This is a genomic window from Miltoncostaea oceani (assembly GCF_018141545.1).
In the GTDB taxonomy this organism is placed as follows: Bacteria; Actinomycetota; Thermoleophilia; order Miltoncostaeales; family Miltoncostaeaceae; genus Miltoncostaea; species Miltoncostaea oceani.
The window spans coordinates 557301-583864 of the sequence record NZ_CP064356.1 but is presented as its reverse complement, the minus strand read 5'-3'; the positions used below and the strand labels follow the sequence as shown (position 1 = coordinate 583864).

The 26564-nt window shown below is 76.7% G+C and carries 27 protein-coding genes; 10 read left to right on the top strand and 17 right to left on the bottom strand.

What is annotated here, in order from left to right; genetic code table 11:
• Positions 1-197: 197 nt before the first annotated feature.
• Entirely contained in the window at positions 198-1646 is a 1449-nt protein-coding gene (gene pyk, locus IU369_RS02900; RefSeq protein ID WP_217923069.1) for a pyruvate kinase, read from the bottom strand.
• 60 nt (positions 1647-1706) lie between these two features.
• On the opposite strand from pyk, the gene ligD reads away from it, so the two are divergent.
• Positions 1707-2729: a non-homologous end-joining DNA ligase gene (gene ligD, locus IU369_RS02895; RefSeq protein ID WP_217923068.1), complete on the top strand. Its 1023-nt coding sequence runs from the start codon at positions 1707-1709 to the stop codon at positions 2727-2729.
• A gap of 3 nt (positions 2730-2732) precedes the next feature.
• Positions 2733-3206, top strand: a complete 474-nt coding sequence (locus IU369_RS02890; RefSeq protein ID WP_217923067.1) for an NUDIX hydrolase — start codon at positions 2733-2735, stop codon at positions 3204-3206.
• 24 nt (positions 3207-3230) lie between these two features.
• Here the strand turns inward: IU369_RS02890 and IU369_RS02885 are convergent, their stop codons facing one another.
• The 4 genes from IU369_RS02885 to IU369_RS02870 all read right to left on the bottom strand — a co-directional run bounded on the left by IU369_RS02885 (position 3231) and on the right by IU369_RS02870 (position 7209).
• Complete coding sequence (locus IU369_RS02885) at positions 3231-4619, bottom strand: DUF11 domain-containing protein (protein WP_217923066.1); 1389 nt, start codon at positions 4617-4619, stop codon at positions 3231-3233.
• A 122-nt stretch (positions 4620-4741) separates the two neighbouring features.
• Entirely contained in the window at positions 4742-5656 is a 915-nt protein-coding gene (locus IU369_RS02880) for an SDR family oxidoreductase (RefSeq protein ID WP_217923065.1), read from the bottom strand.
• A gap of 9 nt (positions 5657-5665) precedes the next feature.
• Complete coding sequence (locus IU369_RS02875; RefSeq protein ID WP_343233193.1) at positions 5666-6871, bottom strand: RNA polymerase sigma factor; 1206 nt, start codon at positions 6869-6871, stop codon at positions 5666-5668.
• The gene (locus IU369_RS02870) at positions 6865-7209 is read right to left on the bottom strand and encodes a YciI family protein (protein WP_217923063.1); all 345 of its coding nucleotides are present in this window, start codon (positions 7207-7209) and stop codon (positions 6865-6867) included. Before IU369_RS02870 ends, IU369_RS02875 begins: the two co-directional genes overlap by 7 nt.
• Before the next feature lie 164 nt (positions 7210-7373).
• Here IU369_RS02870 and dinB point away from each other — a divergent pair, with 164 nt between their 5' ends.
• Together dinB and IU369_RS02860 are read left to right on the top strand one after the other, a co-directional pair.
• Complete coding sequence (gene dinB / locus IU369_RS02865; protein ID WP_343233192.1) at positions 7374-8618, top strand: DNA polymerase IV; 1245 nt, start codon at positions 7374-7376, stop codon at positions 8616-8618.
• The gene (locus IU369_RS02860; RefSeq protein WP_217923061.1) at positions 8618-8968 is read left to right on the top strand and encodes a hypothetical protein; all 351 of its coding nucleotides are present in this window, start codon (positions 8618-8620) and stop codon (positions 8966-8968) included. The genes dinB and IU369_RS02860 overlap by 1 nt, the downstream gene beginning before the upstream one ends.
• Positions 8969-8989: 21 nt before the next feature.
• Here IU369_RS02860 and IU369_RS02855 read toward each other — a convergent pair whose 3' ends face one another.
• The 7 genes from IU369_RS02855 to IU369_RS02825 form a co-directional block, all read right to left on the bottom strand.
• Positions 8990-9358, bottom strand: a complete 369-nt coding sequence (locus IU369_RS02855) for a hypothetical protein (protein WP_217923060.1) — start codon at positions 9356-9358, stop codon at positions 8990-8992.
• A complete protein-coding gene (locus IU369_RS02850; protein ID WP_217923059.1) occupies positions 9348-11099 on the bottom strand; it encodes a PhoX family protein in 1752 nt (583 codons plus the stop codon). The genes IU369_RS02855 and IU369_RS02850 overlap by 11 nt, the downstream gene beginning before the upstream one ends.
• Before the next feature lie 109 nt (positions 11100-11208).
• Complete coding sequence (locus tag IU369_RS02845) at positions 11209-12135, bottom strand: EamA family transporter (RefSeq protein ID WP_217923058.1); 927 nt, start codon at positions 12133-12135, stop codon at positions 11209-11211.
• 81 nt (positions 12136-12216) lie between these two features.
• The gene (locus IU369_RS02840) at positions 12217-12693 is read right to left on the bottom strand and encodes a DUF6328 family protein (RefSeq protein WP_217923057.1); all 477 of its coding nucleotides are present in this window, start codon (positions 12691-12693) and stop codon (positions 12217-12219) included.
• Between the two features lie 58 nt (positions 12694-12751).
• Positions 12752-12916, bottom strand: a complete 165-nt coding sequence (locus tag IU369_RS02835; RefSeq protein WP_217923056.1) for a hypothetical protein — start codon at positions 12914-12916, stop codon at positions 12752-12754.
• A 78-nt stretch (positions 12917-12994) separates the two neighbouring features.
• Entirely contained in the window at positions 12995-13477 is a 483-nt protein-coding gene (locus tag IU369_RS02830) for an ATP-binding protein (protein ID WP_217923055.1), read from the bottom strand.
• A gap of 161 nt (positions 13478-13638) precedes the next feature.
• On the bottom strand, positions 13639-13839 hold the full coding sequence (locus IU369_RS02825) for a hypothetical protein (protein ID WP_217923054.1): 201 nt from the start codon (positions 13837-13839) through the stop codon (positions 13639-13641).
• A 136-nt stretch (positions 13840-13975) separates the two neighbouring features.
• On the opposite strand from IU369_RS02825, the gene IU369_RS02820 reads away from it, so the two are divergent.
• Entirely contained in the window at positions 13976-15853 is a 1878-nt protein-coding gene (locus IU369_RS02820) for a glycoside hydrolase family 15 protein (protein ID WP_217923053.1), read from the top strand.
• On the opposite strand, the gene IU369_RS02815 is transcribed toward IU369_RS02820, so the two are convergent.
• On the bottom strand, positions 15787-17301 hold the full coding sequence (locus tag IU369_RS02815; RefSeq protein ID WP_217923052.1) for a GGDEF domain-containing protein: 1515 nt from the start codon (positions 17299-17301) through the stop codon (positions 15787-15789). The two genes, IU369_RS02820 and IU369_RS02815, sit on opposite strands and share 67 nt — an antisense overlap.
• A 121-nt stretch (positions 17302-17422) precedes the next feature.
• Between IU369_RS02815 and IU369_RS02810 the strand changes: the two genes are divergently transcribed.
• The 3 genes from IU369_RS02810 to IU369_RS02800 are packed head-to-tail and all read left to right on the top strand — an operon-like array spanning position 17423 to position 19749.
• On the top strand, positions 17423-17944 hold the full coding sequence (locus IU369_RS02810) for a hypothetical protein (protein ID WP_217923051.1): 522 nt from the start codon (positions 17423-17425) through the stop codon (positions 17942-17944).
• A complete protein-coding gene (locus tag IU369_RS02805; protein WP_217923050.1) occupies positions 17941-19380 on the top strand; it encodes a DUF1990 family protein in 1440 nt (479 codons plus the stop codon). The genes IU369_RS02810 and IU369_RS02805 overlap by 4 nt, the downstream gene beginning before the upstream one ends.
• Positions 19381-19416: 36 nt before the next feature.
• Positions 19417-19749: a GNAT family N-acetyltransferase gene (locus tag IU369_RS02800; RefSeq protein WP_217923049.1), complete on the top strand. Its 333-nt coding sequence runs from the start codon at positions 19417-19419 to the stop codon at positions 19747-19749.
• A gap of 46 nt (positions 19750-19795) precedes the next feature.
• Here IU369_RS02800 and IU369_RS02795 read toward each other — a convergent pair whose 3' ends face one another.
• Together IU369_RS02795 and IU369_RS02790 are read right to left on the bottom strand one after the other, a co-directional pair.
• Positions 19796-19963 carry a hypothetical protein gene (locus IU369_RS02795; RefSeq protein ID WP_217923048.1) on the bottom strand — a complete coding sequence of 56 codons (168 nt, stop codon included), beginning with the start codon at positions 19961-19963 and terminating at the stop codon, positions 19796-19798.
• 106 nt (positions 19964-20069) lie between these two features.
• Positions 20070-20555 carry a cupin domain-containing protein gene (locus tag IU369_RS02790; protein WP_217923047.1) on the bottom strand — a complete coding sequence of 162 codons (486 nt, stop codon included), beginning with the start codon at positions 20553-20555 and terminating at the stop codon, positions 20070-20072.
• A 240-nt stretch (positions 20556-20795) separates the two neighbouring features.
• On the opposite strand from IU369_RS02790, the gene IU369_RS02785 reads away from it, so the two are divergent.
• Complete coding sequence (locus tag IU369_RS02785) at positions 20796-21323, top strand: Pr6Pr family membrane protein (protein ID WP_217923046.1); 528 nt, start codon at positions 20796-20798, stop codon at positions 21321-21323.
• 10 nt (positions 21324-21333) lie between these two features.
• On the opposite strand, the gene IU369_RS02780 is transcribed toward IU369_RS02785, so the two are convergent.
• Positions 21334-22188 (bottom strand): dioxygenase family protein, encoded by an 855-nt coding sequence (locus IU369_RS02780; protein ID WP_217923045.1) that lies wholly within the window; start codon positions 22186-22188, stop codon positions 21334-21336.
• 195 nt (positions 22189-22383) lie between these two features.
• Here IU369_RS02780 and IU369_RS02775 point away from each other — a divergent pair, with 195 nt between their 5' ends.
• Complete coding sequence (locus IU369_RS02775) at positions 22384-23388, top strand: LysR family transcriptional regulator (protein ID WP_217923044.1); 1005 nt, start codon at positions 22384-22386, stop codon at positions 23386-23388.
• Here IU369_RS02775 and IU369_RS02770 read toward each other — a convergent pair.
• Positions 23372-26419, bottom strand: coding sequence for an AfsR/SARP family transcriptional regulator (locus IU369_RS02770; protein ID WP_217923043.1), 3048 nt, complete (start codon positions 26417-26419; stop codon positions 23372-23374). The genes IU369_RS02775 and IU369_RS02770 overlap by 17 nt on opposite strands.
• Between the last annotated feature and the right edge of the window lie 145 nt (positions 26420-26564).

The window sequence follows — 26564 nt, the reverse complement described above, 5'->3', positions numbered from 1 at the left end:
GGGTCATGCCGTCGAGGAGGGCCGCGGCCACGATGAGGCCGATCGCGTTCGCGACCAGCATCACCGCCGTCCGTATCAGCAGGCGGATCATCGCGTGTCTCCTCGGGGTCGGTTGACGGCGCGCGACACGGCGCGGCGCCATCGTGACCGGCCGCGCACCGGGCGGCATCCCCCCGATGGGGCGGTTTCCCCCGGGGCTAGGTGACGTGGATGACGCGCAGGACGTCGGTGGTGCGGGACCGGCCGTCGATGCCCGCGAGGACCACGACGATGTCGCCGACGCGCACGTGGCCGGCGTCGCGGGCCGTCCGGATCGCCTCCTCCACCATCTGCTCGTTGCCGGCGAAGCCGGAGAGGGGCAGCGGCGTCGCCCCCCAGCTCACCGACAGCTGGCGCTGCACGCGCTCGTCGGGCGTGAAGCCCAGGATGGGGGTGGTCGGCCGGTACCGGGCGATCGCGCGGACCGTGAAGCCCGTGCGGGTCAGGCAGAGGATCGCGTTCGCCCCGAGCTCCTGGGCGACGCGCCAGGCGGCGTCGGTCATCGTGTCGGTGATCCGCCGGTAGCGGCCGTCGCCGCCGTCGGGGTCCGCGACCCGCAGGCGGCTCACGAGGCGCGTCCACCCGTCGACGTCGAAGTTCGCGTCGGCGCGGGCGCAGAGGCGCGCCATCGTCGCGACCACGTTCACCGGGTCCCGGCCCGTCGCCGTCTCGCCGGAGAGCATCACCGCCGACGACCCGTCGAAGACGGCGTTCGCGACGTCCGAGGCCTCGGCGCGGGTCGGCGACGGGGCGTGGATCATCGACTCCAGCATCTGCGTCGCCGTGATCGCCGGTCGCCCGTGGGCGATGCACTCCCGGATGATGTGCTTCTGCAGGTGCGGCAGGTCCTCGATCGCGCACTCGATGCCGAGGTCGCCGCGGGCGATCATCACCGCGCCGGCGGCGTCGAGGATCCCCGCCAGGTTGTCGATCGCGCTGCGGGTCTCGATCTTCGCCACCACCAGCGGCCCCCGCGGGTGGGGCTCGGCGCCGAGGCGGCGGACGTCGTGGGCGGAGCGCACGAACGAGATGGCGACCATGTCCACGCCCGCCTCGACGAACGCGTCGAGGATCCGTAGGTCGTCCGGCGTCGGGGTGGCGACCCGCAGGCGCTCCGAGGGGATGTGGACACCCGGCCGCCCCGTCAGGTGGCCGCCGTGGCTGACCACCGCGTCCAGGCGGTCACCGGGGGTGTCGACCACCTCGATGTCGATGCCACCGTCGCCGAAGCTGATGCGGTCGCCGACCTCGATGCCATCCAGCAGGCCGTCGTAGTCGACCTGGACGACCTCGGCCGTCGAGCGCTCGTTGCCGGGTTCGAGGCGGAGGCGGTGACCGGCGGTGAGGTCGACCCCGTCGCGGCCGAACGAGCCCGCGCGGATCTTCGGTCCCGGCAGGTCGACGAGCGTCCCGACCGCGCGCCCCATCTCCGCCGCGAGGGCGCGCACCCGGGCGTGGGTGGCGAGCGCCTCCTCGAGGGTGCCGTGCGACAGGTTCAGCCGCACGGCGTCCAGGCCCGCCTCGATCATCCCGCGCAGCACGGCCTCCGAGTCGGAGGCCGGTCCGATCGTGGCGAGGATCTTGGTTCGGCGGCGGGCGAGCGGCATGCGGGCGATCATAGGGAGGCGGCGGGTCCGCGCGCGCCGGGTGCGCTAGCGTCGGGTCCCATGCCGAAGGACGCCGAGCACCTCGAGCTGGACGCCGGTGGGCGCACGATCGCCATCAGCAGCCCCGGCAAGGTGATGTTCCCGGAGCACGGCGAGACGAAGGCCGACGTCGCCCGGTACTATCTCGCGGTGGCCGCGCCGCTGATGCGCACCGTCCGCGACCGGCCGACGCTGCTGCAGCGGTTCCCGAACGGGGCGACCGGCTCCTCGTTCTTCCAGAAGCGCATCCCCGCCACGGCGCCCGACTGGCTCGAGACGACGACCGTCTCCACCCCCAACGGCACCACCTCCCGCGCCCTCGTCATGGCCGACATCGCCCACGTCCTCTGGGCGGCGAACCAGGGGTGCCTCGGCTTCCACCCGTGGGCGTACCGGGCCTCCGCGCCGGACGACGTCGACGAGCTGCGCCTCGACCTCGACCCGTCGCCGGGCGTCACGTTCGCGATGGTCCGCGAGGCGGCCGCCGAGGTCCGCGCGTTCCTCACCGAGGTCGGTGTCGCCGCGTTCCCGAAGACCACCGGCAACCGCGGGCTGCACCTCTACGTGCGCGTCGCGCCGGGGTCGGACGCGTTCGCCGTCCGGCAGGCCGCCGTCGCCGTGGCGCGCGAGATGGAGCGCCGCCGGCCCGACCTCATCACCGGCGCCTGGTGGAAGGAGGAGCGCGGCACCCGGGTCTTCGTCGACTTCAACCAGAACGCCCCGCACAAGACGGTGTTCGGGGCGTGGTGCATCCGGGCCCGCACCGGCGCCCAGGTGTCCGCGCCGTTCGCCTGGGACGAGCTGGAGGGGATCGAACCCGACGCCCTCACCATCCGCAGCGTCCCGGAGCGGCTCGCCCGCCTCGGCGACCCCTGGGAGGGGATGGACGACGCACCCCAGTCGATCGCGCCCCTCGTCGAGCGCTACCGGGCCGACCTCGCCGCCGGCATCCCCGACAACCCGTGGCCGCCGGTCTACCCGAAGATGCCCGACGAGGCCCCGCGGGTCGCCCCCAGCCGGGCCCGCACGCCCCCCACGGACTGAGCCGTGCCGACGCGCAGCGCCGGCCTGCTGCTGCACCGCCGCGGCCCCTCCGGGACGGAGGTGCTGATCGGCCACATGGGCGGTCCGTTCTGGGCCCGCCGCGACGCCGCGGCGTGGTCGATCCCGAAGGGCCTCGCCGAGGAGGGCGAGGAGCCGCTGCAGGTCGCGCGGCGCGAGTTCACCGAGGAGATGGGCTCACCGCCGCCGGAGGGGACGCCCGTGGCGCTCGGGGAGTTCCGGCAGCGGGGCGGCAAGGTCGTCGTGGTGTTCGCGCAGGAGGGCGACTTCGACGCCACCGCGATCTCCAGCAACGAGTTCGAGATGGAGTGGCCCCGCGGGTCGGGCCGGACCGCCCGCTTCCCCGAGGTCGACCGGGCCGAGTGGGTCGCCCTCGACCGGGCGCGCGTCGCGCTCGTCGCCGGGCAGGTCCCCGCGATCGACGCGCTGCAGGCCCACCTCGCGGCCGAGGGGGCCTGACACGCGCCGGTCGCGGGAGGGCGCTCAGCCGGTGACCGCCGGCGCGACCCGGGGGACCGGCACCCGCACCGGGAGGATGCGGGTCGTGGCGCGGGCGCGGACCGTCCGAGCGTTGCGCGCCGACGCCGTCGCCACGTTCCGCAGGTCCCCGGGGGCCACGAGGCGCGTGCCGAGGCGCAGGTGGACGGTGACCCGTGCGCCGGGGGCCAGCGCCCCGATGTCCCAGACCACCGCCCCCGCGCGGAGCCGGGCGCGGGCGGGCATGGAGGCGACGTACGTCCCGGCGGGGAGCGGGTCGCGGACCACGACGCCCCGGGCCGTGACCGGACCGGTGTTGGTGACGGTCAGGGAGTAGCGGATGACCCGTCCGCGGGTCACCCGCGCCGGGGCGGTCTTGTGGACGCGCAGGACGGCGGGGACCGGCGTCACCCGCGGCGCGGGCGCCGGGGGGACCCCCGTGGTGACGGCGGGCGGGGCCGGCGCGGCCGCGACGAGGGTGGCGGAGGCCGTGAGCGTCGCGGGGGTGATGAGCGCCATGTCCTGCGGGCCGCGCGCCCCGGGGAGGTGCGCCGCGCGGGCGAGGTGGCCGCCGCGTGCGGTCGCGCCGACGATCACCGTCCCGGCCCCGGAGGGCGTCACGGTCACGGTGGCCGACCCGGACGGGCCGACCTGCACCTGCGGGGAGGACAGCGCGGCGGCGCCGGCCGTGACGGCCAGGTCGACGACCGCTCCTGGGGTGGCCGTCACGGTCACCGTCGCGGGCGTTCCGGCGGCGAGGGTGCCCCCCGGGCCGGCGAGCGCCAGCGCCGTGACGGGCGCCATGCCGCGCGCCAGCTCGCGCAGTTCCTGCGCACGGGCGTTCAGGGCGGCGTCGGGGGTGACGGCGAGGACGTCGGCCGCCTGCCCCGTCAGGCGCCACACCGCGACCTGGACGGCGGCGGCCTCACGGCCGGGGTCCGGGGCGGCGGCGATCAGGTCGTCGGCGGCGGCGATCAGCCAGCCGGCCGACTGCATCCCGGGCTCGGCGAGCGCGGGGGTGTCGGCGGGGGTCTGCAGGTCGACGGCGCGGTCGACGCCGACGGAGGTGCGGCGGAGCCGGTCGACGCACCACGCCGGGCCCGTCACGGCGGTGCCGCCGGCGGGCGTGAGGGTCACGAGGGCGCGGCCGGGGTCGGCGGTGAACGTGCCGCCACCGGGCGCCGCGATCGGGATGGCGCGCCCGTACGAGGGCGCCCCGTCGTCGAGGACCCGGAGCACGGCGGGCGAGGCGGTCGCGGAGCCGACGTCGATCAGGAGCAGCAGGGCCGCGACGGCGACGCCGACGGCCACGGCCGCACGCCGCACCCACGGCGACGGGCCCGCCGGGCCCCGGTTTGCGCGTCCACGCCGCGCCGGTGTCGAGAGTGTCGTCATGACCCGCCTCCGATGGGTAGCCAACGAACGGATCCTCGATGCGGCGGCGGGTGGCTGAATCGGGGATCCGTGCGCACCGGCTGCGGGCTTCCCCGGAGGCCCGGGACGCGCCGGGCCGGGGGTCAGCGGTAGCCGGTGGCGTCCGCCGGGAGGTCCGGGTCCTGCACCTCGACCATGTACCGCCAGGCGTCGGGGCGGCTGCCGTCGAGGTCGGTGAAGCCGTACTCGGCCGCGAGGCCACCGCTCGACAGGGAACGCCCGTTCCACCGTGCGACGTCGGGGTCGGCGGCGAGCGCGGCGACGGCGCGGCCGGTGTAGCGCGGCGTCTCGGAGATCCCGAAGTGCGGCACGCGGGCGAGGGCGTCGCGCCACCGCTCCTCCGTCACCCCGAACGCGTCGAGCATCATCTCCGAGCGCATCCACCCCGGGGTCAGGGCGACCGCCGTGCCACCGTGCGGCGCGATCTCCTGCGCCTGGGCCCACGCCAGCCGGATGACCGCCGACTTGCAGAGGTCGTAGAACGCCGACAGCCGGTAGGTGGTGGCGTTGTACTCGGCCGTGCCGTCGGTCATCTCCACCACCAGCCCGCCGGGGCGGCGGATGAGGAGCGGCAGTGCGTGGTGGCTCGTGATCAGGTGGGTGTCGACCGCGAGCCGGATCTGGCGCAGGCCGGCGTCCAGGTCGTGCTCCCAGACCGGCTGGTTCCACCCCGTCAGCAGCTCGCCGCCCCAGATGTCGTTGACGAGCACGTCGAGGCGCCCCTGCTCGGCGTCGATGCGCGCGACGAGGTCGCGGACGGCGTCGGGTTCGAGGTGGTCGACGCGGACGGCGACGCCGTGGCCGCCGGCGGCGGTGACCTGCTCGGCGGTCTCCTCGATCGTCTCGGGCCGGTCGTACTCCGAGCGCGCGGCGCGGGTGCTCCGGCCGGTGCAGTAGACCGTCGCCCCCGCGGCGCCGAGCTCCACGGCGATCCCGCGGCCCGCCCCCCGCGTCGCGCCGGCGACCAGCGCCACCCGCCCCTGCAGCCCACCCGCCATCGGCCCAGGCTAGCCCGCCGGTGCGGACGGACCGTCGCCCGGTCCGAGGTCCGCGAGCCGCCGCTCCAGCAGCCGTCGCTCGGAGGGGTCGTGCACCAGCTCCAGCGCCCGGACGTGCGCGGCGCGCGCCTCCCCCGTGCGCCCGAGGCGCCGCAGCAGCTCCCCGCGCGTCGCGTGGAGGTGGTGGTAGTCGCCGAGGTCGAGGCCGTCGACGATGGCGAGGCCCGCGGCGGGTCCCTCGGCCTCGGCGACGGCCACCGCCCGGTTGAGCTCGACGACCGGCGAGCCGGTGATGCGCGAGAGCTCCGCGGAGAGCACCGCGATCTGCCGCCAGTCGCGCGGGACGTCGAGGTGCAGGGAGGCGATGGCGGCCTGGACGACGTGGGGGCCGCGGCCCCGCAGCGCCAGGGCACGGTCGAGCGCGGCGCGGCCCCGGTCAATGCGGTCGCGGTCCCAGAGGGCGGGGTCCTGGTCGGCGAGCAGCACCCTCTCGCCGTCGCGGAACCGGGCGGCCCGGCGGGCGTCGTGCAGCAGCATCAGCGCGAGCAGGCCGAGCACCTCGGGTTCGTCGGGCATCAGGGCCGCGAGCGCGGCGCCCAGCGACAGGGCCTCCGCGGCGGGCGCGGCGCGGTCCCCATAGCCCTCGTTGAACATGAGGTAGACGACGGTGAGCACCGCCGGCAGGCGGTCCGGCAGCAGGTGGGCGGGGGGCACCCGGAAGGGGATGCCGGCGACGCGGATCTTGCGCTTCGCCCGCACGAGGCGCTGCGCCATCGTCGCCTCCGGCACCAGGAACGCGCGGGCGACGTCCGGCGTCCGGAGCCCGCCCAGGGTGCGGAGGGTGAGGGCCACCTGGGACTCCGGCGCGAGCGCCGGGTGGCAGCAGGTGAAGAGCAGCTCGAGGCGCTCGTCGGGGAAGGCCGGGGGGTCGAGGGGGTCGGGGTCCGTCACGGGTCCGGGGACCTCCAGCAGGCGCGTCTTCGCGGCGAGGGTGCGGTCACGGCGGATGCGGTCGATGGCGCGGTTGCGGGCCGTCGCCACCAGCCAGTCCGCGGGACGGGCGGGGACCCCGTCCCGCGGCCAGCGGGCCGCCGCGACCGCGAACGCCTCCTGGGCGGCCTCCTCGGCGAGGTCGACGTCGCCGAGGAGGCCGACGAGCGCGGCGAGCACCCGCCCCCAGTGGTCGCGGAACGCCTGCTCGAGCTCCGTCACCACTCCGCGAGCGGACGCACCTCGACGGCGCCGCCCCGCTGCGCCGCCGGGATCCGGGCGGCCACCGCGATCGCGGCGTCGAGGTCGTCGCCCTCGTAGACGCACCACCCGCCGATCGCGTCCTTCGTCTCGGCGAACGGCCCGTCGGTGACGAGGGTGCGGCCGTCCTGCACCCGCACCGTCGTCGCGGCGTCCGCCGGCTGCATGTGCAGGCCGGGGGTCACGCCGGGCGTCTCGTTCAGGGCCTTCCAGGCGGCGTACACCCGGTGCTTCTCCTCGTCCGGCAGGTCGTCGAAGCCGTCGAGGGACGTGCCGTGGTGGATCAGCAGGACGTACTTCATGGTGTTCTCCTCGTGGTCGGGGTGGTCCGCCTCCTGAGACGAACGGGACCCCGCGGAATCGACAGGTGCCGGGACATCGGGCGCCACGGACCGATCATCCCCGCGGCGGGCGGATCGCGCGACCCGCCCCGTGGGTGGACGCCGTCCGGCGCGGGCACGAACATGTGTTCGTGTCACGGGACGCCGCGATCCTCCACGCGGACCTCGACGCGTTCTTCGCATCCGTCGAGCAACGCGACGACCCCGCCCTGCGCGGGCGGCCGGTCGCGGTCGGCTCGTGGGTCGTGATGGCGGCGAGCTACGAGGCGAAGGCGTTCGGGGTGCAGGGCGGCATGGGCGGCGCCGAGGCGCGGCGCCGGTGCCCGGGCCTGGTGGTGGTGCCGCCCCGGTGGCCGGCGTACGTCGAGGCCAGCCGGGCGGTCTTCGACGTCTTCCGCCGCACGTCGCCGGTGGTGGAGGGCCTGTCGATCGACGAGGCGTTCCTCGACGTCAACGGCATGGCCCGCAGCGCGGGGTCGCCGACGGAGATCGCCCTGCGGCTGCGGTGGGACGTCCGCGACCGGGCCGGCCTTCCGATCACGGTCGGCGTCGCGACCACGAAGAGCCTCGCCAAGATCGCCAGTGCCCTGGCGAAGCCGGAGGGCCTGATGGTGGTCCCGCCCGAGTGCGAGATCACCCTCCTCCACGGCCTGCGCGTCGAGCGCCTCTGGGGGGTCGGCCCGGCGACCGCGGCACGCCTCCACGCCCACGGCATCACCCGGGTCGGGCAGATCGCCGCCCTCGACGAGGGGGACCTGGTCGCGATCCTCGGCCGCGCCGGCGGCCGGCACCTCCACGCGATCGCCCACAACCGCGACCCACGTCCCGTGCGCCCCCGGCGGCGGCGCCGGTCGTTCGGCGCCCAGTCCGCGCTCGGCCGGCGCCCGCGGTCGGCGGAGGCGGTCGATGCGACGCTGATCGGCCTCGCGGACCGCCTGACCCGCCGGATGCGCGCCGCGGGCCGCACCGGCCGCACCGTGGTGCTGCGCCTGCGCTTCGCCGACTACAGCGCCGCCACCCGCTCGCGGACCCTCCCCCACGGCACGTCGTCGTCGGGGCCGGTCCTCGCCGCGGCGCGTGCGCTGCTGGCCGAGGCCGCGCCCACCGTCGCCGCCCGCGGGCTGACCCTCGTCGGGATCACCGTCGCCAACCTCGACGGCGAGTCGGACGGCGGTCAGCTCGAGCTGCCACTCGGGGACGCCACGGGCGACCGCCTCGACGCCGCGCTCGACACCGTCCGCGACCGCTTCGGCCCCACCGCGGTGACGCGGGCGTCGCTCGCCGGGCGCGACCCGGGGCTGGCCGCCCACATGCTCCCCGGCGACCGCGGCCGGCATGGACGGGGGCCGTCCCGGGCAGGGGACGGGTGATGGCCCGGTACACCGTGAACGACGTCGCCGTCGCGCGCGCGCGCGAGCGGATCCGTGCGCGCCGGTACGTGCTCGACAGCGACTGGGGCGACGCGCAGCCCTCCGCGGACGACGAGAACGCCTACCTCGAGCGGCACGGCTGGGACGCCTTCGCGGCCTGGCACCTCGGGCTCACCGACGGCGCGGCGGACGGCACCAAGGCCCGCTACGCGTTCGTGTGCGGCGACCTGCGCCGCGTCCACCGCTCGGCGCTGATCGCTTGCGTCTACCGCGCCGCCGAATGGGGTCACAAGGAGGTCGAACTCGCCGCGCACGACCTCCTGCAGCTGCTCGACCGCACGCGCGCCTGAGCCGCCGGGGCGGCGGCCCCCTCACGCGGCGACGGGCGGGCCCTCCCCCTCGTCGAGGAGCCCGGCGGCCCGCGCCCAGGCCATCAGGTCGCGGATCGCATCGGCGGCGCGGCCGCGCCCGTCGGGGGGCAGGGCCCCGAGGTGGGCGGCGACGGCGTCGGCCCGGAGCGCTCCGAGGGCGTTGGCGCCCCCGGCGGCGCGCCACGCCTCCGCCAGGTCGCCGAGCGCCGCCTCCCGCTCGGCGACGAGCCACGGCCGGGTGTGGTGGAGCGACCCGACGTACGCGTCGATCGCCCCGTGGAGGGTGCGGCCGTGGACGCGGCCGACCTCCCGCAGGCCGCCCCCGGGGGCGGGGACGACGACGGCGGCGGGTGCGGGGCTACCGGCCACGACGCCACCCCGCCCACGGCCCGGTGATCGCGACGCTCGACGGGCGCGGCACGTCGTCGCCCCCGTTCGGCCAGCGGCTCGTGGGCTCCGCCGCCGACGTCGACAGCTCGCCGGGGTGCTGCACGGACAGGAAGAGCGTGCCGCCGTCGGGCGTCCAGGCGGGGCCGGTCAGCTCGCAGTCGACCGGTCCGCTCGCGAACTGGTACGCGGTGCCGGCGTCGCGTCCGCGGGTCGGCAGCAGGAACAGCCCGTTGTTGCCCTGGAAGGAGTAGATGCCCTTCCCGACGCGCGAGCTGGAGATGTCGGTGACCATCCAGAGGTTCCCGGTCGCGTCGAAGACGAGGTTGTCGGGCGACGAGAAGCCGCTCTGCGGGCCGCCGACGGCGAAGATCGACCAGTCGAACGACGTCGCGGACGGGTCGCCGCCGTCCTCGGCGATCCGCACGATCTGGCCGTGGAAGTTGCCGTGGCCGGTGTTGTTCGTGAGCGCCACGAACACCGCGCCGTCGACCGGGTTGATCTCGATGTCCTCGGGGCGGTCGACCGGTGTCCCGCCGACCAGCAGGGCCGCGGCGCGGGCGTCGGCGAGGACGTCGGCCTGCGACGTGAAGACGGGGGCGCCCGCCGGGGTGCGCGCGTCGCGGAGCCTCGCCTGGGTCGCGTAGTCGAGGAGCACCCACGCCGCGTTGCCGAAGTCGGCGACGTAGAGGCGGCCGCTCTCCAGGATCCCGAGGTTCGCGTCGCGGTCCGTGGCGGGGCCGAGCCGCCGGTCGGCGACGAACTTGTAGACGCAGGAGTCGGCGAGGTCGTCGCCCATGTACGCGACGACGGTGCGGTCGGGGCCGACGGCGATCGCGACGTTCTCGTGGCGGAAGCGGCCCATGGCGGTGTGCTTGCGCGGCGGCGTCCCCGGCGAGAACGGGTCGACCTCGACGACCCAGCCGTAGTGGCGGCGGCCGTAGACGGCGGGGTCCCAGCCGTCGCCGGCGGGGGCGGGCTGCGGGTAGGTCTGGAAGTTCTCCTCGCAGGAGAGGGCGCTGCCCCACGGCGTCGCGCCCCCGCTGCAGTTGGCGAGGGTGCCGACCGCCCCGGGGCCGCCGTCGATCGCGGCCGCCGGGCCGGTGAGCACGCAGGGGGTCGTCGCGTCGAGGCGCCGGGCGTACGTCGCGTCGGACGCGTCGACTGCCCAGACGCCCCTCCGGTCGCGGCGCACGCGGAGCACCGATGCGCCGACCGCCGCCTGCTCCGCGGCGATCTGCTGCGGCGTCTTCGGGCCGGAGCCCGTGTCGCCGCCCACGAAGAGGGGGTTGGTGTACTCGTGGTTGATCACGAGGATCCCGTCGCGGCTCGACGCGCGGCGCGGCAGGTAGCCGAGGTGCGGGGCGTCGAGGTCGGTCCCGCGCTCGAGGAGGTCGATGGGGTAGTAGCCGATCCAGTCGTGGTTGAAGCCGGCGGTGAGGCCGCCGCCGATCTCCGACCCCCACGGCGCGATCAGGTCCGCCCGGAAGCCGCGCGGCAGCACGAGGCGGTCGGCGGTGGTCGGCCGGACGGCGGCGACCGTCGCGGCGGTGGCCGCCGCGGCCCGCCCCATGGTCAGGTGCAGCGGGACCGCCGCGGCGACGCCGGCGGCGGCGGCGCCGGTCAGCAGGCGGCGGCGGCTCATGCGGCCCGCGACGAGCGCGTGCCACTCGCTCTCGTCGGCGTGCTCGGTGCGGGGCGTGACGTCGGGCTCCACGGTCACCTCCAGGCTGGTGGACGGTCCGGGGGGAAGCCCATCGCAGCCGCGGGTCGCGGAGGTGACAGATCGGTTGCGATGCGGTGAGCGGCGTGAAACGCCGCCCCCGTCGCCGTCAGCCGGTGGTGGCCCGGGTCAAGCCCCCGGAGAGCGCCCCGATCGACGCGCAGACGACCAGCAGCGCCCCGAGCGCCTCCGCGGCGGTGAGCCGCTGGCCGAGCAGTCCGAAGCCGACGGCCGCGGCGATGGCGGGCTCCAGGCTGAGGAGGATCGCGACGGTCCCGGCGCGCAGGTGGCGCAGGGCCTCCATCTCGAGGGCCGTCGGCACCACGACCCCCGCCACGGCGACGGCGGCGCCCACCGCGAGCACCGACGGGCTGAGGAGCGCGCCGCCGGGGCTGAGGGTCCACGGCAGCACCATCAGGGCCGCGATCGCGACCGACAGGGCGAGGCCGTCGAGGCCGCCGGCCTGGTCGCCGACCCGCTGGGATGCGACGAGGTACCCCCCGAGGCCGGCGGCGGCGACCAGCGCCAGGCCGACGCCGGCCGCGGAGCCCCCGCCCCAGTGGGCGCCCGACAGGGCGGCGACGCCGCCGAGGGCGAGCCCGACCCACAGCAGGTCGCGGCGGCGCCGGCTGCCGATGACCGCGACGGTGAGGGGCCCGAGGAACTCGATCGTGGCGGCGACGCCCAACGGGATCCGGTCGACGGCGCCGTAGAACGCCGTCCCCATGACCGCGAGGGTGCCGCCGAGCAGCGTCAGCCGCCCCCACTCGCCGCGCGAGCGGCCCCGGACCCGCGGGCGGGCGATCGCCAGCAGGATGATGGCGGCCAGGCCGAGCCGCAGTCCCGCGGTCGCCCCCCAGCCGACCGTCGCGAACAACGACGTCGCCATGGCCGTGCCGACGAACACCGACGTCGAGGCGACCACGAGGAGCGCCGGCGACAGGTTCGGCCCCCGCCCGCGGGTCGCCGCACGCGGCCGCGCGACGGCCGGGGTCGCCCCCGGGCCGGCGCCCGCACCCGCCATCTCGATCCTCATCCCGCACCCCCGTCGCCGCGCACCGGGGGAGGGTAGGCCGTCGCGGACGCCGGCCGCCCCGGCCCGTCGCCACGCGACCGGCTACCGCCCGGACGTCCCCCCGCCGGCGGCGCGGGACGGGACGACCCACCACAGGACGACGATCAGCACGAGCGTGCCGCCGGCGGTTATCCCGGCGGTGACGATCCCGAAGAGCACGTCGGTGACGAGCAGGACGGCCCCCGTGACGGCGAGGCCGAGGGCGGCGAGGCCGGCGAGGGTGAGGCGGTGGGCGACCTCCACGATCTCCCGCTTGCGCCCCTGGCGGAACCGCAGGCGGTGGACGGCGACGGGCGCCATCAGCACCACGGTCGCGACCCCGGTGCAGAGGAGGGTGAGAAAGTAGACGACGCGCTGGGTGCTGCTGGCGTCGTCGAAGCGGGCGCTGAACGGGACGGTGAGCAGGAAGGCGAAGAGCACCTGCACACCGGGGAGGGCGACCCGCAGCTCCTGCAGGAGCTCACCGAGCTGGCGGTCCCACCGCTCGGCGTCGGTCTCGGTGCGGCGCGGCTCGGTCACGCGGACGCTCCCGGGGGTCGGCGGGGCCGCGTCGCGGCGCGGCCCCGCCGAGCCTGGTTCACGCCCCGGGGGACGGCTCGACGAGCGTGTTCCCCTTCTTCACGTCGTCCGTCGGCTTGTCGGGGTCGGCGGGTGGGGTGACCGGCTCCTCCTCCTGGCCCTCGTCCGGCACCTCGTGGTGGGTCTCGCCGGGGGGGCGCTGGGCGCGCGGCTGCTGGTCCATGGGGACGTCCTTTCGGGTCGACCCCGTAGCTCCCCCGCCGGGGGCCCGCCCAAAACGGCGGGGGCCCGCCCGCGCCCGTCAGAGCAGGCGCGCGAACCAGATGCGGAACGGGTCGCGGCTGTCGATGCCGCGCATGTCGGACAGCGCCGCGACCATCTCGAGCCCGTGCGCGCCGGGGACGCCGGGGCGCGGGCCCGCGAGCCGGCCCGGGTCGAAGCCGCCGCCGGCATCGGTGACCGTCACCGCCACCCACTCGGACGAGATGTGCACGTCGAGCGCGATCCGCCGCTCGCCCGCCGCGGGACGCGCGTGCACCACGGCGTTGCTGACCAGCTCGGACACCAGGAGCTGCAGGTCCGTGCGGAGGTCCTCGTCGAGGTCCGCCGCGGCGGCGGCCACGGCGCGACGTGCGGCGCCGGGCGCGGTCATGCCGCCGTCGAGCGTCGTGCGGGTGTGCGCCAGCCGCCCGCGCGCCGCCCGCCACGGGCACGGCACGTCGTCCCAGGCGGTCGGCGGGGGCGGTGCGGGGCGCTCCTGCATCTGCTCGGTGTGCCTCTCCACGCGCGTCGGTCCCTCGGTGCGGTGTGGCTCGCCGTCGATCCCGGCGGGTGCCCGCCCTGCCTACCCGGTGCGTCCGATCGTGAACAGCCGGGGGTCCGTGGGGACGGTCGACCGTCCCGCGGGGCCCGCCGCCACGGGGGCGGCGGGCACCACGTGACGCCCTAGTGGCCGGAGCCGATGTCGCGCTGCGGGGGCCCGGAGGGACCGTCGCCGTCGCGGCCCTGGGTGGGCTCCACGGTCTCGGGCGCGCCCGGGCCGGCCGAGGCCGCCTGCGTGTCGCCGATCCGCTTCGTGAACTCGGCCGGGGTGATGGCCTCGTCGCCGTCCTCGCCGTCGTGCGTCGTGCGGTCCGTGTCGTCCATGGTTCCGTCACCTCCGTCGGGGGACCCCGGCGCTACCCGTGGCCGGAGGGGCGCAAACGGGGTGCGGGGTCCGGTCCCCGTTCCGGAGGGGGCGGCGACGGGTACCGGTGGGCGACCCCGTCCAGCAGGAGCACATGTGACATCCCACGCCGTCCCCGGCGCCCCGGCGATCGCGGACTACGCCCTCCTCGGCGACTCGCAGGGCGCCGCGCTCGTCAGCCGCGCCGGATCGATCGACTGGTGGTGCGCGCCGCGGTTCGACTCGCGGAGCTCCCTCGGGCGGATCCTCGACCCGGAGGCCGGCCACTGGTCGCTCGGCCCCGCCGGCCCGGCCGACGCCGACCGGGTGTACGTGCCGGGGACGATGGTGGTCGAGACGACCTTCACGACGTCGTCCGGCCGCGTCCGGCTGCGCGACGCGCTGGCGCTGGAGCCCGGGGCGCGGGACCACGCGATCGGCCTGCGGTCACCCCACACGATCGTCCGCGTGCTCGAGGGCCTCGAGGGCTCCGTCGACGTGGCGATGGAGCTGGTGCCGCGCACGGAGTACGGGCTGGTGGTACCCGAGCTCGTCGAGGACGGCGGGCTCGTCCGGACGTTCGGCGGCGCCGACCGCCTGCTGCTGCGCGCGGGCGGGCCGGTGCGCGTCGGGCGCGACCGCGTCGACATGTCGGCGACCGTCCGCCGTGGCGACGTGCTGTCGCTCGCGCTCCGCCACCGGCTGGGCGGGGCGGACGGCGACGACGAGGTCGTCGAGCCGGTCGCCGCGCTCGAGGACGCGATCGCCGCGTGGCGCTCCTGGGCCGCGCACCACGACGGGTACCGCGGCTACGCGTGGCAGCCCGTCCGCCGCAGCGCGTTCGTGCTGCAGGCGCTGACCTACGCGCCGAGCGGCGCCATCGTCGCGGCGCCCACGACCTCGCTCCCGGAGATCGTCGGCGGCGAGGACAACTGGGACTACCGCTTCGCGTGGCTGAGGGACGCAAGCCTCACCCTCGAGGCGCTCTCGATCGCGACGTGCCCCGACGAGGCCGAGCACCACTTCGCGTGGATGGCCCGGGCCGCCGCGGGCGCCGAACGCGACGGCGGGCTCCAGATCGTCTTCGGCCTGGAGGGCGAGCGCGACCTGACCGAGCACACCCTCCCCCACCTCCGCGGGTACCGCGGCAGCACCCCGGTGCGGGTCGGCAACGACGCGTGGCGGCAGACCCAGCTCGACGTCTACGGGGAGATCCTCGCGTCGGCGCACATCCTGCGGGACGGGCTCGCCGACATGGACGACATCACCCGCCGGTTCCTCGTGACCGTCGCCGACCTCGCGGCGGAGCGGTGGCGGGAACCGGACGCCGGCATCTGGGAGGCCCGCGGCCCGGAGCGGCACTACACCAGCAGCAAGGCCATGTGCTGGGTCGCCCTCGACCGTGCCCTCGCGATGGCCGACCTGCTGGAGGCGGGGGACGACCGGCGGCGGCGCTGGGACCGGGAGCGCGGGCGCATCCACGAGACCGTCGTGCGGGAGGCCTGGTGCGAGGAGGTCGGGGCGTACACCGGCGCCTTCGGCTCGGACCACCTCGACGCGAGCGTGCTGCTGCTGCCGCTGATCGGGTTCCTGCCCGCCGACGACCCCCGCATGCGCCGCACGATCGACGTCATCGCCCGCGACCTCGCCACCGGGGGCCTGGTCCGCCGCTGGACGGGCGCCGAGGACGGGGGCTTCGTGATCTGCTCGTTCTGGCTCGCCGACTGCCTCGCGCGCGCCGGTGACGTCGAGCGGGCCGTCGAGGTGTTCGAGGAGGTGTGGGGCCACGCGAACGACGTCGGGCTGCTCGCCGAGCAGATCGACCCGCGCGACGGCACCCAGGTGGGGAACTTCCCCCAGGGCCTCTCCCACGTCGGCCTGATCTCCGCCGCCTGCAGCATCGACCGCGCCCGCGGCGCGGCGGGCGCTCAGGACGCGACGGGCCGCGGTCCCCGGACGGTGGGGGGCGGGGAGGCGCCGGCGCCGGTCGCCTGAGCGGCGACCGCGGGCGCGGCGTCGGCGTACGCCCCCGCCTTCGCCGTGTACATCGCGAGGTCCGCCCGGCGGAGCAGGTCGGCGGGGGTGGCGCCGTGGTCGGGGTGGACGGCGACGCCGACGCTCGCCTGCGGCGCGATGGTGACCCCGTCCAGCACCAGCGGCCGCGCGAGGGCGGCGGCGATCGACGCGGCGGCGCCCTCGGCGGCGGCGACGCCCGCGACGCCCGGCAGCAGCACCGCGAACTCGTCGCCGCCGAGGCGCGCGACGGTGTCGCCCTCGCGCACCAGGTCGCGGAGCCGCACGGCGACCTCCTGCAGCAGGTGGTCGCCCGAGGCGTGGCCGAGGGAGTCGTTCACGTCCTTGAACCGGTCGAGGTCGATGACGAGCACCGCCATCGGGGTGCGCTGGCGCCGGGAGCGGGCGACGGCCGCGTCGAGCCGGTCGTGGAAGAGGCGGCGGTTCGGCAGCCCGGTGAGGGCGTCCGTCACCGCCTGGGCGATGTTCTCCCGGAAGGTGATGCCGGCGCGCACGACGCAGACGACGAGGGCGGACGCGGACAGCCAGACCGCGACGGACGAGGCCCGCGCGTAGTGGTCGAACACCAGCAGCGTGATCGCCCCGACGGCGACGACGCCGGGGAGGACCATCACGTACCAGCCCTCGAGGCGGCCTGCGGCGGTGCGCTTCGCCGGCTGCCAGGCCGCGAGGCCGATGGCGACCATCGCGACAGACCAGAGCGCGTCGAGCAGCCCGCCCTCGGCGTAGGTGCCGGCGGCGACCTCGAACAGGTAGACGGAGTCGGCGAGGGTGAACACGAGGCAGCCGGCGACGAGCAGGCCGACGGCCCGCCCGGGGCGCCAGCCCATGAGCCCGGTGAGGGCGACGACGAGCCCGAGGACCAGGAGGTCGCCGAGCGGGTACCCGAGGTTGGTCGCGACGACGGCGGCGCTGCTGCCGGCGTTGGCGTCGACGATCGGGGGCAGCAGCACGGCCGCCCCGATCGCCGCGACGACGAGCGCGGCCGCGAGGCCGTCCAGCCACTGGCTCGCGTGGAAGCGCCGCACCCGCCCGCGCACCAGCACGACCAGGCCGGCGTACACGAGGGGGTAGAACGCGAGGTAGAGGCCGTCGGCGACCGACGGGTACGGCACGTCCTCGACGCCGGTGTAGGCGGCGATCCACCAGAGGTCGCCCGCCGACCAGGCGAGCGCGCCCGCCGCGATCAGGGACCACGCGACGCGGTCCTCCCGGACGAGCGCCACCCGGGCGGCGATGCCCACGGCGGCCGCGGTGACGGCGAACGAGTAGAGCGCGTCGCCGTGCCACACGGCGCCGCCCGACGCCGTGTGGACGGCGTAGAGCGCCGTGGCGGCGACGATGAGGGCCCAGGCCGCGAGCACGAGCGCGCGGCGTCCCCGCGAGAGCTCCCCCGCAAGCGATGTCATGGGATCCCATCGGCGCGCGCGGTCCGATGCGTGAGGTGCCGGGGCCCGCCGCGTCGCGACCGGACCACGCCCGGTGCCGGACCCCGGTTCGGCCGCCCGGGCCGCGGGTACGGAGGGGCCCGTGACCAGCGAGCGCGACCACCCCACCGCCGACCGGCGCGTCGTGCGCGTCTACCTCGGCGACCACCTCGCGGTGATGCACGGCGGGGCGGCGCTCGCGGCGCGGATGCTCGACGCCCCCCACCACCGGGACGCCGCCGGTCTCATCGCGGAGGTCGCCGCGGAGCTCGCCGCCGGCTGCGGCACCGTCCGCGCGTTCCTCGGCCAGCTCGGCGGCTCGCCGCCCCGGCTGAAGATGCTCGCGATGGGCACGGTCGAGCGGATCGGCCGGATCAAGATGAACGGCCGCGTCGCACGGCGCTCCCCCCTGTCGGAGGTCCTCGAGCTCGAGGCCCTGCGGGGCGCGGTCGGGACCGCCGGCGCGTTCTGGGCGGCGGTCGAGCGCGCCGGCTTCGCGGCGCGCACGCCGGTGCGCGACCACGCGGAGCGGTGCGCCGACCTCGGCCCGCGGGTCGAGGAGGCCCGCCTCGCGGCGGCCGCACGGGTGCTCGCCCCCGACGCCCCGGCGCGGGAGCCGGCGTGACCGCCGGCCAGGTCGCCGAGCGCCTCTACGACCTGACGCTCCGCGCCCGGGCGACGGCCCGGTGGGGCGCCGGCGCGTCCCTGGCCACCTGGCGGTACGCGACCCGCACGACCCGGGTGGCGCGGGACACGCGCACCATCTCCGGTGACGACCGCGGCCCGAGCGACCGCCCCGTCGGGGGCGACCCCACCGACGTCCAGACGCGATCCGACGGCGCCGGGCCGTCGCTGCGCCGGCGGTACGCGGTGACCATCGCCGGCGCCCGCATGTCCGCCGCGGAGCTGATCGACGCGATCGCCCGCGACCCGAACGCCGCCTCGCCGATCGAGGTCTCGCGCTTCGTGAAGACGTCCGGCCTCCTCGGGGAGATGGTGGAGGGCGACGAGTACCTCGTCTGGCTGCCGGGGCCCTGGAACGGGCCCGTGCGGGTCGCGGACCGGACGCCGACCTCGTTCCGGCTCGCGACCCTGCGCGGCCACATGGAGGCCGGTGAGATCGAGTTCCGCGCGCGCCCCGAGGGCGACGACCTCGTGTTCGAGATCGAGTCGGTCGCCCGCAGCGGCAGCGCCGCCTTCTGGCTCGTCTACGGCCCCCTGCGGGTCGCCCAGGAGATCCAGCTCCACATGTGGGCGCACTTCTGCGAGCAGGCCGCCCGCATCGCCGGCGGCACGGCCCGCGGGCGCATCCGGGCGACCACGCTCAGCTACCCCGACGACCACGGCGGCGACCTCGCCCCCACCACGTCGCGCCGCGCGCGGCGGGCCTTCGCGGGCCTGCAGCAGCGGGAGCTCAACTTCGACCCCCGGGAGCTGGAGGGCGCGGGGCCGGCGACCGGCTGGACGGTCGACGACCACCGGGCGGTGCTCCCCGCCGAGGCGCCGGGCCCCCCGGAGGAGGGGGGCTCGTGGGAGGCCGCCCGGGACCTCGTCGCCCACTACCGCTTCGCCGACCCGCGGCTGATCGAGGCCGTCTACCGGCCGGGCGACGCCCTCGAGGGCCGCAACATGCTGCTGCAGGGGCGGTTCCTCGGCATGACGTTCCTGCTCGGCGCCCGCGTCGCCGCCGTCCGCGACGAGGAGCGCGAGGTCGACGGGCGGCGCGAGCGCGTGTGGGGCTGGAGCTACCGGACGCTGGAGGGCCACCTCGAGAGCGGACAGATGGACTTCGAGGCGGTGAAGGTTGTCGACACCGGCGAGGTCGAGTTCCGGATCCACGCCGTGTCCCGCCGCGCGCACATCCGCAACCCCGTGATCCGGATCGGGTTCCACCTGCTGGGCCGCCACCTGCAGCTCCGGTTCGCCCGGCTGGCGTGCGCCCGCATGCGGAGCCTCGTGGCGGAGGCGCTCGCGACCGGCCGCGGACACGCGCGGGACGGCGGCGTCACCGAGGTCGACGTCCCCGCGGCGGGGCGCCCGGACGACACCGAGGCCAGCTGAGGGCGCCGCGGCGGGCCGGGTCGTAGCATCCCGGCCGTGGACGACCCACCGCCCCTCACGATCCGGGACGTGCCGGAGCGCGACCGTTACGAGGCGGCCGCCGGGGACGCGCTCGCCGGGATCGTCGCCTACCGCAGGCACGGCGACGACGTGGTGCTCGCCCACACCGAGGTGCTGGTGGAGCGGCGGGGCGTCGGGGGCGCGCTCGCGCAGGCCGCGCTCGACGACATCCGCGCCCGCGGGCTCGGGGTCGTCCCGGCCTGCCCGTTCATCGCGGCGTGGATCCGCCGCCACCCCGGGTACGCCGACCTCGTCCCCGAGGCCGCGCGCCACCTGCTCGACGCCGCCGGCGGGGACGGAGCGGGGTGAGCCGCCGGGAGCGTCCCCCGCGGGGGACGCTCCCGGCCGCGGTCACCTACGCGCGGCGGTCGGCCTCGCGCGTCTCGGGCGTCGGGCCGTCGCTCGTGTCGTGCTCGCGGGCGGGCTCGCCGTCGGCGCGGCGGGACTCCGGGGTCGGACCGGTCGTCAGGTCCTCCTCGTCGCGGCGCTTCGGGTCGTCGGTGCGGGGGGTGTCGTCGGCCATGGTTCGCCTCCGGGCTGCGTGCGGTTCAGGAGCCCGGTGCTGCCCGGTCGCCCCGCGCCCGAACCCCCCGCCGGCGCCGCGCGGTGAGCACTCTGACCGTCCGTGATTAGACCGGCGGCCCCGCCGTCGTCTCCCCGTCGTAGTAGCCGACGCCCGACGCGCGCCGCACCACGACGTCGTCCGCACCGTCACGGGTGTAGACGCCGACCTTGTCGCTGTCCGGGTAGACCGTCACCGAAGGCCACCCCATCGTCGACCACATCAGGATCCGCACGGGCGTCCCGGTGTCGTTGCGGATCTGGTGGGCGCCCTCCGGGCCGATCGGGAAGAACACCAGGTCCATCGGGTCGAGCTGCACGACGCCCTCGGGGGTGCGCGCCGACGGGTGCCCGGAGAGCACCAGCAGCCACTCCTCGTCGGCGTGCTCGTAGTGGTACGGGCACACCGCCTGACCCGGCGGCAGCTCGTAGAGGCTGGCGCCGGACCGCTCGGCCCCGACGACCGTGCCGAGGCGGACGCCGCGGCGGCGGAACCCCTCGGGCCGGTCGCCTTCGTCCCCGGGTTCGGTGGCGGCGAGCGGGACGCGTCGCATGCCGCGATCGTCTCACACCGGCCGGCGGCGGCGCGGACCCCGTGCCGGTGGGACGGGACGCGGGATAGGCTCCCGGCGTGCGGTGGCCCGTCATCGGCAGGGCGTTCCTCGGGGCGACCTCGGTCATCGTGACCGTCGGCCTCGTGATGCAGCTGGTCCTCTCGGTCACCGCCGACGCCGACACCGGCTACTTCGTGTCGACGCCCGACCGGATCGTCAACTTCTTTCAGCTTCTTCACGGTGCTGTCGAACGTCACGGTGGCCGTGACCACCGGCATGCTCGCGGCCGACCCCGACCGGCGGTCGACGCTCTTCCGCGTGCTGCGCCTCGACGGCGTCCTCGCGATCGCCGTCACCGGCGTGGTGTTCCACCTCGCGCTCTCGGACCTGCAGGAGCTCACCGGCTGGAACGCCTTCGCGGACTTCGTGCTGCACACCCTCTCGCCGATCCTGGCGGTCGCGGGCTGGGTGCTGTTCGGCCCCCGCGGCCACCTGTCGCCGCGGGTCGTGGCGCTGTCGGTGGTGGCCCCCGTGCTCTGGCTCGCCTACACCCTGGTGCGCGGCACGCTCGTGCAGGACCGGTTCGGCGACGACTACTACCCGTACCCCTTCATGGACGTGCAGGAGCACGGGTACCCCGTCGTCCTCGTCAACTGCGCCGTCGTGGCGGTGCTGTTCCTCGCGCTCGCCTACGGCGCCCTGCTGCTCGACCGGCGCCTCCGCCGGGGCGGCGCCGGGGCGCCCGCGCCGCAGACGCCCCCCGCCTGAGCCCGGGGGGTCAGACCCCCACGTTGAGCCGCACCGTCATGCCCTCCGACACCGACCCGGTGACGGTCCCGAGCTGGGTCGAGTAGCCGTCCGAGAAGACCATGTCCGTCGCGAGCGACGTCCGCGACAGGTTCGTCGCGCTCTGCTCGTAGCCGGCCGTCGCGTACACCGCCGCGCACGCGTCGTCGGGCAGGGCGATCTGCGACGTGACGAGCTTCGCGCCGGCGGCGGTCGCCTCGTCGAGGCGAGGGTAGACCTCGAAGTGGATGTGCGGCCACCGGCCGGAGTACGCCGCGGGGAAGATGCTGCGGAACGTGACGCGGCCCGACCCGTCGGCCTCCTGGACGCCGCGCAGGTAGTTCTCGGACGCGATCTCCCCGTCGTAGAGCGAGTACCGCCCCTCCCGGTCGCAGTGCCAGGCGTAGACCGCCGCGCCGGGCGCCGCCGCGCCGCCCCGGGCGATGTCGAGGATCGTCATCTCGATGGTGAGCGGCACGCCCTCCGCCACCCCGGACGCCGCGCCGAAGCTGGTGGTGATGTCCCGCCGCACGATCCCGCTCTCGGTGAGGACGTTGACGCCGTTCGAGCCGTCGGCCGGGAACGGCCCGGCGGTCTCCTCGGGGACCGCGGCGACGTCCGTCGCGGTCGTGGCGGCGGTCGTGGCCGTGGTCGCGGCGGCGGTCGTGCCCGCCGCCGGCGACGACGACCCGCAGCCCACGATGGCCGCCAGGCCGCCGACCGACAGACCGCCGACGGCGAGCAGCTGCAGCGCACGACGACGGCTCATCAGGGTCGACATGTCGAACTGCAGCCCGCGGTCGTGGTCGTGGACCCCGTCGTCGTCGTGCCCGTGGTGGTCGCCCATTCGCTCCTCCTCGTCGGTCCGTGCCAGCGGTACGCCGAGGCGAGGACGCGGGCCCGCGCGGACCCTGGGGACCCCCTGTGAGGGGCCTGGGCGTGAGGGGCGTCCGATCGTGAGATTCTGGCGTTAACGCCGCGGCGACCCCGGGGACGCGTCCATTAACGCCCCCCACTTAGCGTGCATCGTCACAAAGGCGGGGTGACCACCACCCGCCCGTCGGAGGGAGGGGCCGGCGTGGGGACGATGCTCCAGGAACGGAAGACCGCGACGTCACGGCGCGAGGACGGGACGCGGTGGCCGACGGCGCACGAGCTGCGCGCCTTCGTGCGGCTCGCGGAGACGCTGCACTTCGGGCAGACCGCCGAGATGCTGGGGCTCGCCCAGTCGTCGTTGTCCGAGGCCATCCGGCGGCTCGAGGCGAAGCTCGACGTCGTCCTGCTCGAGCGGACGTCCCGCCACGTGAGCCTGACGGAGGCGGGGACGCGCCTGCTGCCGGTGGCCCGGACGATCCTCCGCGGCATGGTCGCGGCGCGGTCGGCCGCGGCCGCGACGCCCGTCGCGACCGGGACCCTGCGGATCGGCATCGAGGGCCCCGGGCTCGCCGAGCTCAACGGCCCGGTCCTCGCCGCCGTCGCGGAGCGCCACCCGCGGGCGCGGCTGATCGTGCGCGAGTCGCTCGGCCTGCCGCAGGCGTTCTTCGACCAGCGCCTCGACGTCGCCCTGGTCCGCACCCCTCCCGACGACGCGCTCGACGTCCACCCCGTGGCGACGGAGGAGCGCGGCCTGCTGGTGCCGCCGGACCACCCGGCGGCACGGGCGGCCGCGGTCGCGATGGACGACGTCGCGGGCGAGCCCTTCGTCGCCGTCGCGCCCCACGCCGTCGCGACCCGCGACCACTGGCTGGCGCTCGCCGACCGCGGGGGGCGCACGCCGGTGATCGGGGGCGCCGCGCACACCATGCAGGAGGTGATCGACGCGGTCGGGCACCTCGGCCTGCTCACCGTCGGGTGCCGGTCGATGACCCGCTTCCACCCCCTCCCCCGGGTCGCCTTCGTCCCGGTCCCGGGTCTCGCGCCGAACCCGCTCGGCGTCGCCGTGCGACGCGGCGAGGAGCGCCCCGCGGTGCTCGGGCTCGTGGACCTGGTCCGGGGCGTGGTGGGCGAGCGGGCCGCGGAGGCCCCGGGGATCACCCCCCTGCCGTGACCACCCGGGCGCCCGGGTCCCGCAGCCGCTCCATGAGCACGCGGGTCTCCCGGGCGGGCTCCAGGTCGACCTCGGCGAGGGCGCGGACGCACTCGAGGTAGACGGGGACCGCCGCCGACGGCCCCTGGTCCTGGGCCCCGGCCCGCATGAGGAGCCGCCAGCCGTCCTCGCGGTACGGGTCGGCCGTGACGGCCGCGCGCGCCACGGCGACGGCCTCGGCGGCGCGGCCCGCCTCGATCAGCAGCTCCGCCTGGTCCCGGCGGGCGCCCGCCACCGACGCCTCCAGCGCGGCGCGCAACGCCACCGCGGCCGTGGTCTCCTCGGCGACCGCGAGGGTGCCCCGGTCGGCCATCGCGAGCGCCGCCCCGAGGGCCTCCAGCCGCGCGTCGCCCGTCGCGCGGTCCGCCCGCGCGAGCAGCGCCCCGAGCACCTGGTCCTCGGTCAGGACCGCGCCCGGCGGCGACCACCGCAGCATCCCGTCCTCCGAGGTGAGGGCGATGCCCTCCGGCGTGAGCCGGCGGAGGCGGTGGATCATCTGCCGGAGGTAGTTGGCGGGGTCGCTGCTGTGGGCGGCGAGCGCCGAGACGAGCGAGGCGCGCGACACGCCGCGCGCGCCGGCCCGCGCCACGGCCGCGGCGAGGTCGATCGCGCGCGGCGGCGACACGTCGACCTCGCGGCCGTCGATCTCGAGCCGCGCGCGGCCGAGCGTGCCGACGACGATGCGGGCGCCGGTCAGGGTGCTCGGCCCGTGCGCCGGGCCCCCGGCGCGCGCCAGCGCCCGCCAGGCCGCCTGCTCCGGGCCGCCGGCGTCGATGCGGCGGACCAGCACGTCCGGGGCCTCCTCGAGCGCCGTCAGCAGGGGGCCGGAGCCGCCCATCGCCTGGGAGGCGGCGTAGGCGGCGTCCGCGGCGGCGTCGTGGCCGGCCTCGTCGCCGAGCCGCCACCGCGCCTCGGCCAGCAGCACCCAGGCCACGGGGAGCTCCAGGATCCGCTCGGCGCGCACCATCCCGGCGATCGCGTCCTCGAGGAGGGCCACCGCCGCGGCCGGGGGGTCCCCCCGGCGCAGGAGCGCCGCCGCGAGCCAGGTGGACGCCCACTCGCCGAAGCACGGCAGGCCCCGCTCCGCGCACCAGGCGCGGGTGGCGCCCAGGAGATCGACCGCCTCATCGACGCGTCCCATGCGGACGAGCATCTCCCCCTCCGCCGCGGCGAAGATCGCCTGGTCGGCGGGCTGGTGACCGCCGCGGCGTGCCAGGAGCCGCGCCTGCCGGACGAGCGCGAGTCCCCGTTCGTGGTCGCCCTCCGCGAACGTCAGCTCGGCGTCGACGTGGGTCCAGAAGTCGTGGAACGCGAAGGTGGAGAGCTGCGACAACGCCGCGGTGTGTGCCGCACGGGCGTCGCCGAGCAGGCCCCGCACGCGGAGGGCGGCGATGCGGTAGAGCTCGAAGTCCGCGCCGCCGACGATCTCCCGGCCGGTCGTGACCGAGGCGAGGTGGTCGACCTCGTCGAGGCGCCCCTGGAAGTACAACCCGCACTGGAAGAGGCCGACGTTGGGGGTCAGGCGCCGGACCTCGCGGGCGTGCCAGGGCCGCGGCGGGTCCTGCCCCGACCCGACCTCCAGCACGTAGCGCAGGGCCCGGACCCCGGGCGAGGCGTCGTCGGGCGGCAGCAGGTCGAGCAGGTCGCCCCAGTCCATCGACAGGTGGAGGCCGAAGGCGGCGGTCGTCGCCGCGTCGGGGTCGCCCGCCACCAGCCGGTCGTACTCGCCGCTGCGGCGGAGGGCGTCGACGAAGGTCGGCAGCTCGTTGCGGCGTCCCGCGAGCAGCGCCCGCAGCTCGCACCCCCGGAGGGTCGGGTGGCTGCTCAGGAGGTCCTCGCCGAGGTCGGCGCACCACGCGAGCACCTTCTCCCAGTCGCCGCGCAGCAGCACCGGCGTCGCGGCGCCCACGACCGCGTCGACGGCCTCGGCGAGGGCCCCCGCGGCGATGAAGTGGTCGGCGGCCTCCTCCAGGTGCCCGGTGCCGGCGAGGTTGCGTGCGTGGCGGATGAGGAGCATCCGCAGCTGGTCGGGGTCCTCCCGCAGGCGGCTGAGCAGGAACTCGCGGAACCGCGGGTGGTACCGCAGGCCCTCGGGCTCGAGCGTGGCGGGCAGGTGGTGACGGCGGAGCGCGGTGAGCAGGGCCTCGCCGGAGGGCACGCCGAGGAGCGCCTCGAGCCCGCGGGGGTCCACGGTGTGGAGCAGGGCGCTCCGGACGACGTCGCGCCGCAGGTCGGCGGGGAGGGCGTCGAGGACCTCGGCGCCCAGGTAGGCGAAGAACGGGTCGTCCGGGGGTGGCTCCCCGGGGGCGGGACGTGCCCCACGGAGCGCGTCGAAGACGATCCCCGCGGCCCACCCGCCCGACGCCGCGACGACGTCCTCGGCCGACGCCGGCACGCCGCGCGCGGCCAGCAGCTCGCCCGCCTCCTCGGTGGTGAACGCCAGGTCGCGGCCCGACACCGTGCCGGAGCGCCCGACGAGGACGCTGCGGCTGAGGTCGAGGTGGACGAGCCGCCGCGAGACGAGCACCACGAGGGCGTCGGGCGCGACGGCGTCCAGCAGGGCGCGCAGCACGGCGAGCACCGGCGGGCGGTCCTCCACCAGGTGGACGTCGTCGATGACGAGCGTCGCCCCCGCCGGCAGGTCCTCCGCCAGGAGCGCGGCGCAGTCGGCGTGCGCGGACCCCCCGGCGAGCAGCTGGCGGACGCGGGCCTCGGCGCCCGGCACGATCTCCCCGACGGCCGCGGCGAGGTAGGTGACGAACCGCCCCGGGCTGCCGTCGGCCTCGCCGAGCGTGAGCCACGCGCGGGGCCCGGGGCGGGAGGCCACGTACTGGACCACGGCCGTCGTCTTGCCCGATCCCGCCGACGCGACGACCTGCAGGATGTTCCGGTCCGCCGCGGCGGCCGTGAGCGCCGCGACCACGCGCCCCCGCTCGATCACCGCGTCGGCGATCGCCGGCACGCGGGTCTTCGAGCGGATGAGGGTCGTCACGCCGGCCACGGTCCGGCCATCATCGCGCGGCGCGTGGCCACGTGCCAATCGTCACCATCGTCGCCGCAGGGGCCGTGGCGCCGCCGCGGGCCCCGGGACCCCGCCCGCCACGCGCTTCGTGCCGGGTCCATCGGCATCACCCGAT